14 protein-coding genes and 1 pseudogene are annotated in these 15,990 nt (G+C 71.0%); 1 reads left to right on the top strand and 14 read right to left on the bottom strand.

The annotated features are described in order from the left end of the window. The 4 genes and pseudogenes from ACFW1I_RS26900 to ACFW1I_RS26915 all read right to left on the bottom strand — a co-directional run. Positions 1–464: pseudogene (locus ACFW1I_RS26900) on the bottom strand (hypothetical protein); the annotation flags it as partial. Between the two features lie 152 nt (positions 465–616). Further along, entirely contained in the window at positions 617–970 is a 354-nt protein-coding gene (locus tag ACFW1I_RS26905; protein WP_384674660.1) for a DUF6113 family protein, read from the bottom strand. Beyond that, positions 967–1,887 (bottom strand): N-acetyl-1-D-myo-inositol-2-amino-2-deoxy-alpha-D-glucopyranoside deacetylase, encoded by a 921-nt coding sequence (mshB, locus tag ACFW1I_RS26910; RefSeq protein ID WP_384674662.1) that lies wholly within the window; start codon positions 1,885–1,887, stop codon positions 967–969. The genes ACFW1I_RS26905 and mshB overlap by 4 nt, the downstream gene beginning before the upstream one ends. 41 nt (positions 1,888–1,928) lie before the next feature. Further along, the gene (locus ACFW1I_RS26915; protein WP_169087190.1) at positions 1,929–2,129 is read right to left on the bottom strand and encodes a hypothetical protein; all 201 of its coding nucleotides are present in this window, start codon (positions 2,127–2,129) and stop codon (positions 1,929–1,931) included. A gap of 237 nt (positions 2,130–2,366) precedes the next feature. Between ACFW1I_RS26915 and ACFW1I_RS26920 the strand changes: the two genes are divergently transcribed. Continuing rightward, positions 2,367–4,553, top strand: coding sequence for an alpha/beta fold hydrolase (locus ACFW1I_RS26920; protein ID WP_384674664.1), 2,187 nt, complete (start codon positions 2,367–2,369; stop codon positions 4,551–4,553). Here ACFW1I_RS26920 and ACFW1I_RS26925 read toward each other — a convergent pair. The 10 genes from ACFW1I_RS26925 to ACFW1I_RS26970 all read right to left on the bottom strand — a co-directional run bounded on the left by ACFW1I_RS26925 (position 4,529) and on the right by ACFW1I_RS26970 (position 15,759). Continuing rightward, the gene (locus tag ACFW1I_RS26925; RefSeq protein ID WP_384674666.1) at positions 4,529–5,467 is read right to left on the bottom strand and encodes a hypothetical protein; all 939 of its coding nucleotides are present in this window, start codon (positions 5,465–5,467) and stop codon (positions 4,529–4,531) included. The two genes, ACFW1I_RS26920 and ACFW1I_RS26925, sit on opposite strands and share 25 nt — an antisense overlap. 278 nt (positions 5,468–5,745) lie before the next feature. After that, positions 5,746–6,954 (bottom strand): ABC transporter ATP-binding protein, encoded by a 1,209-nt coding sequence (locus ACFW1I_RS26930; protein ID WP_384674668.1) that lies wholly within the window; start codon positions 6,952–6,954, stop codon positions 5,746–5,748. Continuing rightward, positions 6,947–7,930, bottom strand: a complete 984-nt coding sequence (locus ACFW1I_RS26935) for an ABC transporter ATP-binding protein (RefSeq protein WP_384674670.1) — start codon at positions 7,928–7,930, stop codon at positions 6,947–6,949. The genes ACFW1I_RS26930 and ACFW1I_RS26935 overlap by 8 nt, the downstream gene beginning before the upstream one ends. Positions 7,931–7,936: 6 nt before the next feature. Beyond that, positions 7,937–8,923 carry an ABC transporter permease gene (locus tag ACFW1I_RS26940; RefSeq protein ID WP_384674672.1) on the bottom strand — a complete coding sequence of 329 codons (987 nt, stop codon included), beginning with the start codon at positions 8,921–8,923 and terminating at the stop codon, positions 7,937–7,939. Then, positions 8,916–9,839 (bottom strand): ABC transporter permease, encoded by a 924-nt coding sequence (locus ACFW1I_RS26945; protein ID WP_384674674.1) that lies wholly within the window; start codon positions 9,837–9,839, stop codon positions 8,916–8,918. Before ACFW1I_RS26945 ends, ACFW1I_RS26940 begins: the two co-directional genes overlap by 8 nt. Positions 9,840–9,922: 83 nt before the next feature. Then, positions 9,923–11,548 (bottom strand): ABC transporter substrate-binding protein, encoded by a 1,626-nt coding sequence (locus ACFW1I_RS26950; RefSeq protein ID WP_384674676.1) that lies wholly within the window; start codon positions 11,546–11,548, stop codon positions 9,923–9,925. A gap of 184 nt (positions 11,549–11,732) precedes the next feature. Continuing rightward, positions 11,733–12,821 carry an ABC transporter ATP-binding protein gene (locus tag ACFW1I_RS26955; protein WP_384674678.1) on the bottom strand — a complete coding sequence of 363 codons (1,089 nt, stop codon included), beginning with the start codon at positions 12,819–12,821 and terminating at the stop codon, positions 11,733–11,735. Next, a complete protein-coding gene (locus tag ACFW1I_RS26960) occupies positions 12,814–13,872 on the bottom strand; it encodes an ABC transporter ATP-binding protein (protein ID WP_384674680.1) in 1,059 nt (352 codons plus the stop codon). Before ACFW1I_RS26960 ends, ACFW1I_RS26955 begins: the two co-directional genes overlap by 8 nt. Before the next feature lie 14 nt (positions 13,873–13,886). Further along, positions 13,887–14,834, bottom strand: a complete 948-nt coding sequence (locus tag ACFW1I_RS26965) for an ABC transporter permease (RefSeq protein WP_384674682.1) — start codon at positions 14,832–14,834, stop codon at positions 13,887–13,889. Further along, entirely contained in the window at positions 14,827–15,759 is a 933-nt protein-coding gene (locus ACFW1I_RS26970) for an ABC transporter permease (RefSeq protein ID WP_384674708.1), read from the bottom strand. The genes ACFW1I_RS26965 and ACFW1I_RS26970 overlap by 8 nt, the downstream gene beginning before the upstream one ends. Positions 15,760–15,990: the final 231 nt, after the last annotated feature.

Consider the following 15,990-nt stretch of genomic DNA (forward strand, 5'->3'; position numbering starts at 1 on the left):
GGCGCGGGGGCCGCGGGCGCGCTCTTGCGGGGCGCGAACCAGTCGCTGGGCTCCTTCGCCTTGGGCGCCTCCGCGGCGGCCTGCGGCGGCTCGGGCGCGACCGGGGCGGGAACCGGTTCCGGCTCGGGCTCCGGGGCCGGCGCGGGAGCGGGCCGCTCCGGCTCGGCGGTCGCCGCGGCGTCGTCGGCGGCGCCTGCGACGGGCTTGCGGACCACGACGGGCGGGATCGGCCGCGAACCCGGAATGTTGATGCGGATCCGGGTCGTCAGGGTGGTCTCGGTCTTCGGCTCCTCCGGCGGCGCCGCGGGCGCGCCGGGGCCCTCCTCCGGCGCGTCCTGCGTCGGGTGGAGCGACGGATACTGGCGGGATCCATAAGGCTGGGTTCCCGACGGGTAGGCGGCCCCGCCGCGCCCCTGGGCGCCGGAGGACGAACTGTCGGTCTCTCGACCAGTTTCACGACTCAAAGCAGGATCTCCCGGTTGGCTCCGCCGCCCGCTCTTGCTGATGCTCGTTCTGTCCCGGGCGGTTCGGCGGCGCGCACCACCATACTGTCCGGCGCCGCCGGTTATCCGCTCGGTGCGGACTCCGGCCGCTCACGGGTGGTCCGCGGGACGGTCTACGGGGTGTTCTGCGGCAGCCTGCTGACGGTGGCGCAGATCACAGCGGCTCCCATGCCCCCGAAGAGGAACAGCAGCTCGCCGATGCCGCCGCCGAAGAGCCCGTCGCCCTCGGGGCGGCCGAGGCTGAGCACGATGACGGCGAGGAGCCAGCCGCCGCCGGCGGCGGCGAGGCCGACCTGGTTGCCGGTGGCGCGCATGCCGCCGTAGAAGAGGGCGGCGGTGCCGAGGAGGGCGAGGAGCAGGCCGAAGGGGAGCCAGGCGGCCTGGACGAGGGCGCCGGCGGTGCCGGTGACGGCGCCGAGGAGGAAGAGGCCGGCGTAGGCGGCGTACCGGGCGGCGGGGCTGGTCATCGGGCGGTCGCCTCCTCGGGGAGGCCCGCGAAGAGGTCGGTCTCGCGCTCGCCGGCGGGGGCGCCGGAGGTGCCGCGGACGAGTTCGTAGTACTCGGTGGTGAAGAGCGGCTGGCCGAGGTCGTTGGAGAGGGCGAACCAGGGGCCGTCGACGGCGACCTGGGTGACGTGGGCGGCCATCGCGGCGCGCTTGCGGGCCGCGTACGAGGTCGCCGTGGCGAGGTCGCCGCCGTCGATCTCGGCGGTGACGCGCTCCTCGTCGACGACGCCGGGCACGTCGGCGACGGCGGCGTCCTTCGGGAAGGCGGAGCCCTCGGCGGCCAGCCGGGCGAAGCCGGCCTCGGCGACGGGGCGGGGCACCCGGTTCCAGTAGATCTTGGCGATGGTGTGGGCCGGGCCGAGGTCGGGGCGGTGGCCGGGGTCGGCGGCGAGGTCGGCGGCGCGCATGGCGACCCGGTGGGCCTGGATGTGGTCGGGGTGGCCGTAGCCGCCGTCGGGGTCGTAGGTGACGAGGACCTGGGGGCGGGTCTCGCGGATCACCTCGACGAGCGGGTCGGCGGCGGTGTCGACGTCCGTGTTCCAGAAGGCGTTCGCGCGCTCGTTCTGGGGGACGCCCATCATGCCGGAGTCGCGGAAGCGGCCCTCGCCGCCGAGGAAGCGGTGGTCGGTGACGCCGAGGGCGGCCATGGCGGCGGCGAGTTCGCCGACGCGGTGCGGACCGAGGCGGTCCTCGCGGTCGGGGGCCAGATGGGCCAGGTCGGGCGGGATGACCTCGCCCTCCTCGCCCAGGGTGCAGGTGACCAGGGTGACAAGGGCGCCTTCGGCCGCGTACCGGGCCATGGTGGCGCCGTTGTTGATCGACTCGTCGTCGGGGTGCGCGTGCACGAGGAGCAGACGACGGGCGGGGAGATCGGTCATGGCCCCACCCTACGAGGCGGGGCCGCGGGTGACCGCCCGGGTCAGAACTTGAGGCCGGCGATCATGCTCGCCACGTTGGTGGTGAGCGTGGTGATGGAGTCGGAGAGGGAGGAGCTGGCGAGGTAGAAGCCCAGGAGCGCGCAGACCACCGCATGACCGGCTTTGAGTCCGGATTTCCGGATCAGCAGGAAGACGACGATCGCCAGCAGCACCACCACGGAGATCGAGAGCGAGAGTGCCACGGCGGTTCACCTCCACCTTCGGTCGGGAATTCGAGCGGTTCGTGCGAGCGGGTCGGACAGGGTCGTGCGGGTGGTGCGTGCGCGTGGTGCGGTCCCCGGGCATGTGCCCGGGGTCCACGAGCGAGTGCATACCCACGGAGGGGCACCCACCAAGCGCTACGGATCATAACTATCCGTACCCGCGCATTGATCGGCGTACAGGCGCGCGAGGGGGCTCACAGCGCTACTTTCAGCCTTATGACCATGCCTCAGCAGTACTCGTCCGCCCCATCCGTGGGGCTCTCCTTCCCGCGTCTGCACGCCAGGACCCAGCGGTTCGGCCTGGGGGTGCCGCGCGGCTTCTCCGTCTCCCCGGACGGGGAGCGCGTCGTCTTCGTCCGTTCCGGCTCGGGCACCGACCGGACGCACCGGCTGTGGGTGCTCGACCTGCCGGCGGACGGCGGGGAGCCGGTGGAGCGGGTCGTCGCGGAGCCGTCCGCGCTGCTCGCGGGGGCCGAGGAGGAGCTCTCCCCGGAGGAGCGGGCCCGGCGCGAGCGGAGCCGCGAGGGGTCGGCGGGGATCGTCGGGTACGCGGTGGACGCGGCGGTCGAGCTGGCGGCGTTCGCCCTGTCCGGGCGGCTGTTCACGGCCGAGCTCCGGGCCGGGACGGCGCGGGAGCTGCCGGTGCCGGGCCCGGTGATCGACCCGCGGCCCGCGCCGGACGGGCGGCGGGTGGCGTATGTGTCGGGAGGTGCGCTGCGGGTGGTCGGAGCAGACGGTTCCGGTGACACGGAACTGGCGGTTCCGGAGGACGGGCACACCACGTACGGATTGGCCGAATTCATCGCCTCGGAGGAGATGGGCCGGGACCGCGGCTTCTGGTGGTCGCCGGAGTCGGACCGGCTCCTGGTGGCCCGCGCCGACGACCGCGCGGTGCGCCGCTGGTACATCGCGGACCCGGCGCACCCGGAGCGCGAGCCGCAGCGGGTGGGGTACCCGGCGGCGGGGACGCCCAACGCGGAGGTGCGGCTCTTCCTGTACGGCCTCGACGGGTCCCGTACCGAGGTGGTGTGGGACCGCGAGCGGTTCCCCTACCTCGCGCGCGTGCACTGGTCCTCGGCGGGCGCGCCGCTGCTGCTGGTGCAGGCGCGGGACCAGCGGAGCGGACGGGTGCTCGCGGTGGACACCGTGGCGGGCACCACCGCGACCGTGCGGGAGGAGGCGGATCCGGCCTGGCTGGAGCTGCTGCCGGGAGTGCCGTGCTGGTCGCCGGACGGGCGGCTGGTGCGGGTCGGCGACGAGAGCGGGGCGCGGGCGCTGACCGTGGGCGAGGAGCGGCTGACGGACGCCTCGCTGCACGTGCGGGCGGTGCTCGACGTGGGTGCGGACGACGTGCTGGTGACGGCGTCGGCGGGCGAGGCGGCGGCGGAGCCGGAGACCGGCGAGGCGCATGTGTACCGGGTGTCGGCCCGGGGCGTGGAGCGGGTCTCGGAGGGCGCGGGCTGGCACGGGGCGGTGCGCTGCGGCGCGGTGACCGTGCTGGTGTCCGCGCGGCCGGAGACGGCGGGCGCGGTGGCGCGGGTGCTGCGCGACGGGAAGCGGGTGGCGGTGGTCGGCTCGTCCGCGGTCGAACCGCCGCTGCGGGCCCGGCCGGTGTTCACGGAGGCGGGTGAGCGGCGGATCCCCTGCGCGGTGCTGCTGCCGTCCTGGTACGAGGCGGGGCAGGGGCCGCTGCCGGTGCTGATGGATCCGTACGGCGGTCCGCACGGGCCCCGGGTGGTGGCCGCGCACAACGCGCACCTGACCTCGCAGTGGTTCGCCGAGCAGGGCTTCGCGGTGGTGGTGGCGGACGGCCGGGGCACGCCGTGGCGGTCGCCGGCCTGGGAGAAGGCGGTGCTGCGGGACTTCACGGTGACGCTGGACGACCAGGTGGCGGCGGTACGGGCGCTGGCGGAGCGGTTCCCGCTGGACCTGGGCCGGGTGGCGGTGCGGGGCTGGTCGTTCGGCGGCTATCTGGCGGGGCTCGCCGCGCTGCGGCGGCCCGACGTCTTCCACGCGGCGGTGGTGGGGGCGCCGGTGACCGACTGGCGGCTGTACGACACCCACTACACCGAGCGGTACCTGGGCACCCCGGAGGCCGAACCCGAGGTGTACGCGGCGCAGTCGCTGCTCACCGACGACGGTCTGGCGGCGCCGGAGGAGCCGGTCCGCCCGATGATGATCGTGCACGGCCTGGCGGACGACAACGTGGTGGTGGCGCACGCGCTGCGGCTGTCGTCGGCGCTGCTCGCGGCGGGCCGGCCGCACGAGGTGCTGCCGCTGTCGGGGGTGACGCACATGACCCCGCAGGAGCAGGTGGCGGAGAACCTGCTGCTGCTCCAGGTCGACTTCCTGAAGCGGTCGCTGGGCGGCTTCCCGGATCACCAGCCGGGCGGGCGCGGGTAGGGCGGCGGCGGGGTCGCCGCCGGGGTCCAGGGTGCGGGTGCGGCGTCGGGGGCGCCGCGCCCGGCCAGCAGGGCGAGGACGGCGGCCCCGGCGAGCACCGCGTAGCCGGAGGTGACGAGGCCGGGGACGTCGATCTCGGGGGCGGTGACGTACCAGACGTCGTAGTGGAGGTGGACGCGGACCAGCCGGGCGACCTCGGCGAGGCCGGTCGCGAGGAGGAGGCCGCCGGCGAGGACGCCGAGGGGGCGGGTGTGCCGCGCGGCGCCGAGGGCGGAGCCGGCGGCGGTCAGGTACAGGGCGACGAGGACGAGCGCGAGCCAGCCGGGCGGTACGCCGAGCGCGGCGCCGAGGAAGGACCGGCCGCCGGTGAAGCGGTCGACGGCGAACCGGGGGTCGACCCGGCCGATCCAGCGGACCTCCTGGACGAACAGGACGAGGACCGCGGCGATGAGCAGCAGGCCGGCGGCGACGGCCGGTCCGCGGCGCGGCCGGGTGGGGGTGCGCTCCTCGGGGGCGGCCGGCGGGCGGCGGCCGGCGAGGGCGGTGACGAGGAGGCCGGCGGCGAGGGCGAGTTCGGTCAGGGCGGTGACGAGGGGGCCGGTGCCGTGGGTCCAGAGGCCGGGGAGGCGGACGGCGAGGGTGACGGCGCCGGTGGCGGCGAGCGCCCCGGCGGCGTGCCGGGAGCGGAGGGCGGCGAGGGCGGTGCCGGCGGCGGCGAGGCAGAGGACCGGGTCGAGCAGGGTGGTGGCCGCCCGGGTCCGGGAGAGCCGGAAGCGGTCGCCGGCCCAGTACCAGAACAGGTCCTCGGGCGAGCCGAGGGCGGCGAGGTCGCGCAGGATCCAGACGAAGGGGACGAGGGCGAGTCCGGCGGCGAGGGCGGCCCCGGTGAGACGTGCCGGTCGTGTCACAGTCACGCGGCCGATACTCACGGTCAGGGGCGGCCGAAACAAGCGGTTCCGGGCAAGGGGCGGGGTGGAGGTGACGGAGTAACGGCCGGGGGGGGGGCCGGGGGGCCCCCCCGCCGCAGGCGCCCGCCCGGCCGCACCGTGAGCGCGTGTCATTTTTAGTGTTTATGATCGGATTTGCCGCGGGCTCCGGGGAGCCCCGCCGGCCGACGGCACCCGCACGGCCGCACGTTCAGCAGGATCCAATTTCCGTATATCGGATCCGATTCCCCGCGGTTGCGGGGGCGTTAAAGGGTCTTGGGGCTGCCCGGCTCCTCCGGGCCCTCCCCGGTGTCCCGCTCGGCCGCCGCCTCGTCGGCCTCGGCCACCTCCACCGCCTCGGCCTCCGCGGCCGCCTCCGACTCCGCCTCGGCGGCCGCCTCCGCCGGGGCCGGGCCGTCCTCCAGCGGCTCCGGGTGGGCGAGCGCCTCCTCCGGCGGGACCACCTGCTTCTCCTCCGCGAAGTGGCAGGCCGAGTCGTGCTTGGCGGGGCTGTCGGTGAGGCGGAAGACGGCCGGGACGGCGAGCAGCGGGACCTCCAGCTCGCACCGCTCCTGCGCCTTCCAGCAGCGGGTGCGGAAGCGGCAGCCGGAGGGGATGTTGGCCGGGGAGGGCACGTCGCCGGTGAGGATGATCCGCTCGCGGTGGGCCCGGGCCTCGGGGTCCGGCACGGGCACGGCGGAGAGCAGCGCCTGGGTGTAGGGGTGGGTGGGGTGGTCGTAGATCTGGGCGTCGGTGCCGATCTCCACGATCCGGCCGAGGTACATGACGCCGACGCGGTCCGAGATGTGCCGCACGATCGACAGGTCGTGGGCGATGAAGACGTACGAGAGGGAGAACTCGGACTGGAGGGCGTCGAGGAGGTTGACGACCTGGGCCTGGACGGAGACGTCGAGGGCGGAGACCGGCTCGTCGGCGACGATGATCTCGGGCTGGAGCGCGAGGCCGCGGGCGATGCCGATGCGCTGGCGCTGGCCGCCGGAGAACTGGTGCGGGTAGCGGTTGATGTACTCGGGGTTGAGGCCGACGACGTCGAGGAGGTCCTGCACCTTGCGGCGCCGGTTCCCCTTGGGCGCGACCTCGGGGTGGATCTCGTACGGCTCGCCGATGATGTCGCCGACCGTCATGCGCGGGTTGAGCGAGGTGTACGGGTCCTGGAAGACCATCTGGATGTTGCGGCGGACGGCCTTGAGGGCGCGCGGGGACATCCTGGTGATGTCCTCGCCCTTGTACTTGATGGAGCCGGAGGTCGGCCGCTCCAGGTTGACCAGCATCTTCGCGACGGTGGACTTGCCGCAGCCGGACTCGCCGACGATGCCGAGGGTCTCGCCGGCGGCGAGCTCGAAGTCGACGCCGTCGACCGCCCTGACCGCGCCGACCTGCTTCTTGAAGAGGATGCCCTGGGTGAGCGGGTAGTGCTTGTGCAGGTCCCGGACCTCGAGAATCGCCTCAGCCATGGAGGCACTCCTTCCAGAAGTGGCAGGCGCTGGTGCGCGGGACGGGCGACTCGGTGACCTCGTACAGCGGGGGCACGTCGGTCCGGCAGACGTCCTGGGCCATCGGGCAGCGCGGGTTGAAGGCGCAGCCGGGTGGGATGGCGAGCAGGTTGGGCGGCAGGCCCTTGATCGCGTACAGCTCCTGGCCCTTCTGGTCCAGGCGCGGGATCGAGTCGAGCAGGCCGCGGGTGTAGGGGTGGGCGGGCGCCTTGTAGATCTCGTGGACGGGGGCCTTCTCGACGATCCGGCCGGCGTACATGACGGCGATGTTGTCGGCGACGTCGGCGACCACGCCGAGGTCGTGGGTGATGAGGATGAGGCCCATGTTGAGCTCGCGCTGCAGCTCGGCGAGGAGGTCCATGACCTGGGCCTGGACGGTGACGTCGAGGGCGGTGGTGGGCTCGTCGGCGATGATCAGCTCGGGTTCGAGGGCGAGCGCCATCGCGATCATGATGCGCTGGCGCATGCCGCCGGAGAACTGGTGGGGGTACTGGCCGACGCGTTCCTTGGCGGCGGGGATGCGGACCCGGTCCATCAGCTCGACGGCCCGGGTCCTGGCGTCCTTCTTGCTCATCCCCTTGTGGACGACGAACATCTCGCCGAGCTGTTCGCCGACGCTGAGGACGGGGTTGAGGGAGGACAGCGCGTCCTGGAAGATCATCGCCATCTTGGCGCCGCGGACCTTCCTGCGCTCCTCCTCCTTGAGCGTGAGCAGGTCCTGCCCCTGGAAGAGGATCTCGCCGCCGGTGATCTTCCCGGGGGGCATGTCGAGGATGCCCATGATGGCCTGGGCGGTGACCGACTTGCCGGAGCCGGACTCGCCGAGGACGGCGAGGGTCTCCCCCGCGTCCACGGAGTAGTCGACGCCGTTGACCGCCTTGGCCACCCCGTCGCGGGTGTGGAACTCCACGTGCAGGTCGCGCACTTCGAGCAGCATGGGTCCCTACCTCAGCTTCGGGTCGAGGGCGTCGCGGACGGCGTCGCCGAGCATGATGAAGGCGAGCACGGTGATGGCCAGCGCGCCGGAGGGCCACAGCAGCATGTGCGGGGCGTTGCGGATGTAGGGCGAGGCCGAGGAGATGTCGATGCCCCAGGAGACCGTCGGCGGCTTCAGGCCGACGCCGAGGAAGGACAGGGTCGCCTCCAGGGCGATGTAGGTGCCGAGGGCGATGGTGGCGACGACGATGACGGGCGCGACCGCGTTGGGCGCGATGTGCCGCAGCAGCATCCGGGAGTTGGAGGCGCCGAGCGCGCGGGCGGCCTGCACGTAGTCGTTCTGTTTGGCGGTGATCACCGAGCCGCGGGCGATGCGGGAGAGCTGCGGCCAGCCGAGCAGCACCATGAAGCCGATGACGGGCCACACGGTGTTGTTGCTGACGACGGAGAGCAGGACCAGGCCGCCGAGGACGACGGGGATGGCGAAGAAGATGTCGGTGATCCGGGAGAGGACGCCGTCCCAGGCGCCGCCGAAGAAGCCGGCGAGGCCGCCGAGGACGGCGCCGAGCAGGGTCACGCCGAGGGTGGCGAAGACGCCGACCTGGATGGAGGCCCTGGCCCCGTAGACGGTCCGGGTGTAGACGTCGCAGCCCTGCCCGTTGAAGCCGAAGGGGTGGCCGGGCTGGGAGCCCTCCTGCGCCTTGGAGAGGTCGCAGTCGAGGGGGTCGCCGGAGGCGATCAGGGACGGCCAGATCGCGATGATCACCAGGAAGAGGATGATCAGCCCGGAGACGATGAAGATCGGGTTGCGGCGCAGGTCGTGCCAGGCGTCCGACCAGAGAGAGCGGGGCTTGTTGTCGGGTCCGGTGCCCTGGGGGCCGCCGGGCGTCTTCTCCAGGGTCTCGGCCTCGTCCATGGCGAGGTCGGTGGCCCCGCCGGCGCCGGTCGCGGCGATCGCGCGACCCTCTTCCAGCGGTTCGAGCGGCTCAGGCATAGCGAATCCTCGGGTCAAGGACGGCGTACAGGAGGTCCACCAGGAGGTTGGCCAGCAGGAAGATCAGGACGAGGATGGTCACGAAGCCGACCACGGTCTGGGTGTTCTGCCGGACGATGCCCTGGTAGAGCTGGTAGCCGACGCCGTGGATGTTGAAGATCCGTTCGGTGACGATGGCCCCGCCCATGAGCGCGCCGACGTCGGCGCCGATGAAGGTGACCACCGGGATGAGGCTGTTGCGCAGCAGGTGGCGGCTGATGACCCGGCGGCGCGGGAGGCCCTTGGCGACGGCGGTGCGGACGTAGTCGGCGCGCTTGTTCTCGGCGATCGAGGTGCGGGTGAGCCGGGTGACGTAGGCGAGCGAGACCGAGGCGAGCACCAGGCCGGGGACGATCAGCTCGTCGAAGGTGGCGGCGGGCGAGACGGCCGGCTCGATCCAGCCCCACTTCACGCCGAGCAGCAGCTGGACCAGCAGGCCGGTGACGAAGGTGGGGACGGAGAGGACGACCAGGGTCAGCAACAGGACGGTGGTGTCGATGGGGCGGCCGCGCTTGAGGCCGGTGATGACGCCGAGGCTGATGCCGATGACGATCTCGAAGAGGATGGCGACGATGGTGAGCCGGATGGTGACCGGGAAGGCGGTGGCCATCAGCTCGGTGACCGGCTGGCCGTTGAAGGCGGTGCCGAAGTCGCCGGTGAAGACGTTGCCCATGTAGGTCAGGTATTGCTGCCAGACGGGCTTGTCGAGGCCGAACTCCTCCCTCAGCCGGGCGGCGGTGGCCGGGTCGCAGGCGCGGTCGCCGCAGAGTCCGGCGATGGGATCGCCCATCACGTTCACCATCAGGAAGATCAACAGCGTGGCGCCGAAGAAGACCGGGATCATCTGCAGCAGCCGCCGGATCACGTATCGACCCACGGAAACCTCCAGGGAGGGGGAAGACGTACGGCCCGGCGCGGGGGTCCGCGTGCCGGGCCGTGCGTCACCGGCCTACGACGACGTCACTTGACCTTGATCTCGTTGTAGACGGGGACGCTGAACGGGTTGAGGGCGACGTTCTCGACCCGGTCGGAGTAGCCGGCGCTGCCGTTCTGGTACCAGAGCGCGATCGCGCCCATGTCGTCGCGGAGGACCTCCTCGGCCTGCTGGAAGAGCCCGACGGCCTTCTTGATGTCGGTCTCCGCGTTGGCCTGGTCGACGAGCTTGTCGAACTCGGCGCTGGTGTACTTGCCGTCGTTGGACGAGGCGTTGGTGTAGTACAGCGGCTGCAGGAAGTTCTGGATCAGCGGGTAGTCCATCTGCCAGCCGGCCCGGAAGGGGCCGTCGAGCTTCTGGGTGGTGACCTGGTTGCGGTAGTCGGCGAAGGTGCCGATGGGGTTGCCGACGCAGGCCTTGTTGTCGCCGAGGGCCCGGTTGATGGAGTTGCAGACGGCGTCCACCCATTCCTTGTGGGAGCCGGTGTCGGCGTTGTACGAGATCTTCATCGTGCCGCCGGGGATGCCGCCGCCCTCGGCGACCAGCTTCTTCGCCTCGGCCGCGTCGTACTTGCAGAAGTCGCCGCAGATGTCCTTGAAGCCGCCCTCCTCGCCGAGGACCGGGGAGGTCCAGTCGACGGCGGGCGTGCGGGTCTTCTGGAAGATCGTCTCGGTGATCTGGTCGCGGTCGATGGCCATCGACAGGCCCTGGCGGAGCTTCTCCTGGCCCGGCTTGTTCCACGCTTCGTCGTAGAACGGGAAGGAGAGGGTCTGGATGATGCCGGCCGGGGTGTTGATGTACCGGTCGCCGAGGTCCGCCGAGACGTTCTTGAGCTGGGCGGCGGGGACGTCGTCGACGAGGTCGAGGTTGCCGGCGATCAGGTCGGTGTACGCGGTGTTGTTGTCCGTGTAGACCTTGAGGGTGATGCCGCCGTTCTGGGCCTTGTCCGCTCCGGGGTAGCCGTCCCAGCGCTTGAGCTCCATCTGGGAGCCCTTGGCGTACGAGTCGATGGTGTACGGGCCGTTGCCGACGGGCTTCGACAGCCAGCCCGCGTGGTCGTCGAAGAATGACTTCGGGAGCGGGGCGAAGGCGGCGTAGCCGAGAGTGTCGGGGAAGGTCGAGAACTTCTGGGTGAGCTTCACCGTGAAGGTCTGCGGGCCGGTGACCTTGAGGCCGGACATGGTCTCGGCGGTGGGCTCGCCCTTGTCGGGGTGGACCTTGTCGTACCCCTCGATGTAGCCGAAGAAGTAGGCGTTCTTCTGGTTGTTCTTCAGGTGGGCGCCGTAGTTCCAGGCGTCGACGAAGGACTGGGCGGTGACCTTCTCGCCGTTGGAGAAGGTCCAGCCGTCCTTGACGGTGATGGTGAAGTTGGTCGAGTCGGTGGTCTCGATCTTCTCGGCGAGCATGTCCTTGGCCTCGCCGGTCTTCGGGTCGTACTCCTTGAGACCGCGGAAGATCATCGAGAGGACCTTGCCGCCCTGGACCTCGTTGGTGTTCGCCGGCTCCAGCGGGTTCTGCGGGTCTCCCCAGGAGGAGCTCACGATGCCGTCGGCCCCTCCGCCGCCGCTGTCGTCACCGCCGCCGCATGCGGTCGCCGCGAGGGCGACGGCGGTGGCCAGTGCGGCCCACTTGGCGTGCGTGGCTCCGCGCATGGAGTGCCTCCCGATTGTCCTAAGCGTGACTTAGGGCCCAATATCACCCGATATTGACGGAGGTGCACTTTTACGGCGTCCGAGCGAGGCAGGGGGTACGGGAGCGGACGCCGCGGACGCGGAAGGGCCCCCCGCACCCGGCGGGGGTGCGAGGGGCCCTGGTCCTTCGGGCCGTCACGGTCGGTCAGCCCGCGTGGACGACGTCCCGCTCCTCGGCGAAGTGGCACGCCGACTCGTGGGCCGCGAGGGTGTCCTGGCCGCGGAAGCGCTCCGGGATCGCGAGCACCGGCTGCTCCGTGGCGCACTTGTCCTGCGCCTTCCAGCACCGGGTGCGGAAGCGGCAGCCCGACGGCGGGTTGGCCGGCGAGGGCACGTCGCCCGTGAGGATGATGCGGTCACGGTTGTCGCGGGCCGTCGGGTCCGGCACCGGCACCGCGGAGAGCAGCGCCTGGGTGTACGGGTGCGTGGGGTGGTCGTAGATCTCCTCGTCCGTACCGATCTCGGCGAGCTTGCCGAGGTACATGACGCCCACGCGGTCCGAGATGTGCCGGACGATCGACAGGTCGTGCGCGATGAAGATGTAGGACAGGTTGAACTCGTCCTGGAGCTTCTCCATCAGGTTGATGACCTGCGCCTGGACGGAGACGTCCAGGGCCGAGACCGGCTCGTCGCAGATGATGATCTCCGGGTTGAGCGCGAGGCCTCGGGCGATGCCGATGCGCTGGCGCTGACCGCCGGAGAACTGGTGCGGGTACCGGTTGATGTACTCCGGGTTCAGACCGACGACGTCGAGGAGCTCCTGCACCTTGCGGCGCCGGTCGCCCTTCGGGGCCACCTCGGGGTGGATCTCGAAGGTCTCGCCGATGATGTCGCCGACCGTCATGCGCGGGTTCAGCGAGGTGTACGGGTCCTGGAACACCATCTGGATGTTGCGGCGGACGGCCTTCAGCGCGCGGCCGGACAGCCGGGTGATGTCCTGGCCCTTGTAGAAGACCTCGCCCGCGGTGGCCCGCTCCAGGTTCATCAGGAGCTTGGCGACCGTGGACTTGCCACAGCCGGACTCGCCCACGATGCCGAGGGTCTCGCCCTGGTAGAGGTCGAAGGAGACCCCGTCCACGGCCTTGACCGCGCCGACCTGCTTCTTGAAGAGGATGCCCTGCGTCAGCGGGAAGTGCTTCTGCAGGTTGCGCACCTGGAGGATCGGCTCGCCGCGCTGGATCGGGGCGTCGAGAGCCGCGGCCACGGCCTCGTCGTTCTTGCTGAGGTCAGCCATGGATCGTCTCCTTCCAGAAGTGGCAGGCGCTCTTGCGGCCCGGCAGATCCGCGCCGTCCTGCTCGGTGACCGGCACCAGGGCCGGGATCTCCGTACGGCAGAGGTCGGTGGCCTTGGGGCAGCGCGGGTTGAAGGCGCAGCCCGTCGGGACCTTGAGCAGGTTCGGCGGCAGGCCCTTGATCGCGTACAGCTCCTGGCCCTTCTGGTCCAGGCGCGGGATCGAGTCGAGCAGGCCTCGGGTGTACGGATGCGCCGGGCGGGCGTACAGCTCGTGCACGGGCGCCTGCTCGACGATGCGGCCGGCGTACATCACGGCGATCTTGTCCGCGACGTCGGCGACGACGCCGAGGTCGTGGGTGATCAGGATCAGACCCATGTTGTACTCGCGCTGGAGCTCCGCGAGGAGGTCCATGACCTGGGCCTGGACCGTCACGTCGAGGGCCGTGGTCGGCTCGTCGGCGATGATCAGGTCGGGCTCCAGGGCGAGCGCCATGGCGATCATGATGCGCTGGCGCATACCGCCGGAGAACTGGTGGGGGTAGTCGCTGACCCGCGCCTTGGCGGCGGGGATCTTGACCTTGTCCATCAGCTCGATGGCCTTGCGCTGGGCGTCCTTCTTGGACAGGCCCTGGTGGACCCGGAACATCTCGCCGAGCTGGTAGCCGACGGAGAGGACCGGGTTCAGCGAGGAGAGCGCGTCCTGGAAGATCATCGCGATCTTGCGGCCGCGGATCTTCCGGCGCTCCTCGTCGGACATCTTGAGCATGTCCTCGCCGCGGAACAGGATCTCGCCCTGCGGGATCTTGCCGGGCGGCATGTCGAGGATGCCCATGATGGCCTGGGCGGTGACGGACTTGCCGGAGCCGGACTCGCCGAGGACGGCGAGGGTCTCGCCGGCGTCGACCGAGTAGTTGACTCCGTTGACCGCCTTGGCCACACCGTCACGGGTGTGGAACTCGACGTGCAGGTCCTTGACTTCGAGCAGCGGTCCGTTGTGCTCGCCGCTCTCTCGCGGCGCCGGGACGGACGCGGTCTTGTTGATGGTGCTCACGGTTTACGCCCTCCTCAGCGCAGCTTGGGGTCGAGGGCGTTGCGAACGGCTTCGCCGAGCATGATGAACGCCAGGACGGTGAGGCTCAGCATGATCGACGGGTACAGCAGGATGTGCTGCGACGTACGGATCGCCTGAACACCGGCGGAGATGTCGAGGCCCCACGAGACGGTCGGGGAGGCGAATCCGAGACCGAGGTAGGACAGGGTCGCCTCGGCCGAGATGTAGCCGCCGAGCGCGATGGTGGCGACGACGATCACGGGGGCCATGGCGTTCGGCAGGATGTGCCGGAAGAGGATCCGGGTGGTGCCGGCGCCGAGGGCCTTGGCGGCGTGGACGTAGTCGGCCTGCTTGACCGTGATCACGGCGCCGCGCATGACGCGGGCCATCTGCGTCCAGCCGAGGAAGGCGAGGGCGAAGACGACGACCATGATGGTGCGCTCGGTGAACGCCTGCAGGACGACCATGGCGCCGAGCAGGAAGGGGATGCCGAAGAAGATGTCGGTGACCCGGGAGAGCAGCGCGTCGATCCAGCCGCCGAAGTAGCCGGCGATCATGCCCATGATGCCGCCGACGACGGTGACGATCAGGGTGACGAGGATGCCGACGATGACCGAGGCACGGGTGCCGTAGATCAGGCGGGCGTAGACGGAACGGCCCTGGATGTCGTAGCCGAGCCAGCCCTCGGAGCCGATGTTGCCCAGCTCCGGCTTGCCGACGTAGTGCTTCACCAGGTCGCCCGCGGTGGGCGAGGCGCTGGTGAACATCCCCGGGAACGCCGCGATGAGCAGCAGGAAGAAGATGAGCACCGACGACACGATGAAGTACGGGTTGCGGCGCAGGTCGCGCCAGGCGTCGCCCCACAGCGAGCGGGGCTTGTCCTGCTTGGCCTGGGGCGCGGGGGCGTCCACCGAGGGGGTGGCGACGGCGGCCGCGTCCGCGGTCTTGGTCACGTCAGGCATACCGGATCCTCGGGTCCAGGACCGCGTACAGCAGGTCGATGAGCAGGCTGGTGACGAGGTAGACGACCACCAGCACGGTGACGAGGCCGACGAGGGTGGAGCCCTCGCGGCGGGTGATCGACTCGTAGATCAGACCACCGACACCCTTGACGTTGAAGAGGCCTTCGGTGACGACCGCACCGCCCATGAGGGCGCCGATGTCGGTGCCGAGGAAGGTGATGACGGGGATCATCGAGTTGCGCATCAGGTGGACGCCGATGATGCGGCGCTTCGGCAGGCCCTTGGCGACGGCCGTGCGCATGTAGTCGGCGCGCAGGTTCTCGGCCATCGAGGTGCGGGTGAGCCGCGCCACATAGGCAAGTGAGAGACCACCGAGGACGATGGCCGGAGCGATCATCTCGGAGAACAGTTGGTCGTTGCTGACGTTCGGCTGGATCCATTCGAGCTGGAAGGCGAACACCATCTTGATGATGAAGCCGAGCACGAAGACCGGGATCGAGATGATCAGCAGGGTGAAGATCAGGATCGCGTTGTCGGCGAGCCGGCCGGCACGGAGGCCGGCGATGATGCCGAGGCCGATGCCGAAGATGAGCTCGAACGCGAAGGCCATGGCCGCCAGTTGAATGGTGACGGGGAACGCGTCGCCCAGCACTTCGGTCACGGGGCGATCGTTGCGGATCTGCGTCCCGAAGTCGAAGTGAAGGATGATGCCGCTCATGTAGTCCCAGTACTGCTTCCACAGTGGCTGGTCGAGACCGAGCTTGTGTCTGATCGCCTCGATGGTCGACGGGCTGGCGCCCTTGTCGCCGAACAGGCCGGCCACGGGGTCGCCGGGCAGGCTGTAGACCATGAGGAAGATCAGCAGGGTTGTCCCGAAGAAGACCGGGATCATCTGGAGCAGTCGTCGTGCGACATAGCGCCCCATCATGCCTCCGTTGAGATGTGACGGCCGCAGCCGACGGGCCCTCCCCCGGCATGGCTGCCCGGTTTCGGACAGCGTGATGCCACGGAAGGGCCCCCCAGCCACTGCGTAAGGCACCGTCACGGGGGGGGGGGGTGGCCCCCCCACCCCCGGGGCCGCCGGCGGACCGCCGGGGGGTGTGTGTGTTGGTGTGCACCACCCCCGGCCGCGGGGGGGGGGCGCGCGCGCGGGCGG

This window comes from Streptomyces sp. NPDC058955 (genome assembly GCF_042741435.1).
GTDB lineage: Bacteria > Actinomycetota > Actinomycetes > Streptomycetales > Streptomycetaceae > Streptomyces.

What these genes read in the sequence shown, in the direction of transcription:
- ACFW1I_RS26905 (WP_384674660.1), bottom strand. Translation starts at nt 970, where the DNA reads ATGACCAGCCCCGCCGCCCGGTACGCCGCCTACGCCGGCCTCTTCCTC.
- mshB (WP_384674662.1), bottom strand. Translation starts at nt 1,887, where the DNA reads ATGACCGATCTCCCCGCCCGTCGTCTGCTCCTCGTGCACGCGCACCCC.
- ACFW1I_RS26920 (WP_384674664.1), top strand. Translation starts at nt 2,367, where the DNA reads ATGACCATGCCTCAGCAGTACTCGTCCGCCCCATCCGTGGGGCTCTCC.
- ACFW1I_RS26930 (WP_384674668.1), bottom strand. Translation starts at nt 6,954, where the DNA reads ATGGCTGAGGCGATTCTCGAGGTCCGGGACCTGCACAAGCACTACCCG.
- ACFW1I_RS26935 (WP_384674670.1), bottom strand. Translation starts at nt 7,930, where the DNA reads ATGCTGCTCGAAGTGCGCGACCTGCACGTGGAGTTCCACACCCGCGAC.
- ACFW1I_RS26940 (WP_384674672.1), bottom strand. Translation starts at nt 8,923, where the DNA reads ATGCCTGAGCCGCTCGAACCGCTGGAAGAGGGTCGCGCGATCGCCGCG.
- ACFW1I_RS26950 (WP_384674676.1), bottom strand. Translation starts at nt 11,548, where the DNA reads ATGCGCGGAGCCACGCACGCCAAGTGGGCCGCACTGGCCACCGCCGTC.
- ACFW1I_RS26955 (WP_384674678.1), bottom strand. Translation starts at nt 12,821, where the DNA reads ATGGCTGACCTCAGCAAGAACGACGAGGCCGTGGCCGCGGCTCTCGAC.
- ACFW1I_RS26965 (WP_384674682.1), bottom strand. Translation starts at nt 14,834, where the DNA reads ATGCCTGACGTGACCAAGACCGCGGACGCGGCCGCCGTCGCCACCCCC.
- ACFW1I_RS26970 (WP_384674708.1), bottom strand. Translation starts at nt 15,759, where the DNA reads ATGGGGCGCTATGTCGCACGACGACTGCTCCAGATGATCCCGGTCTTC.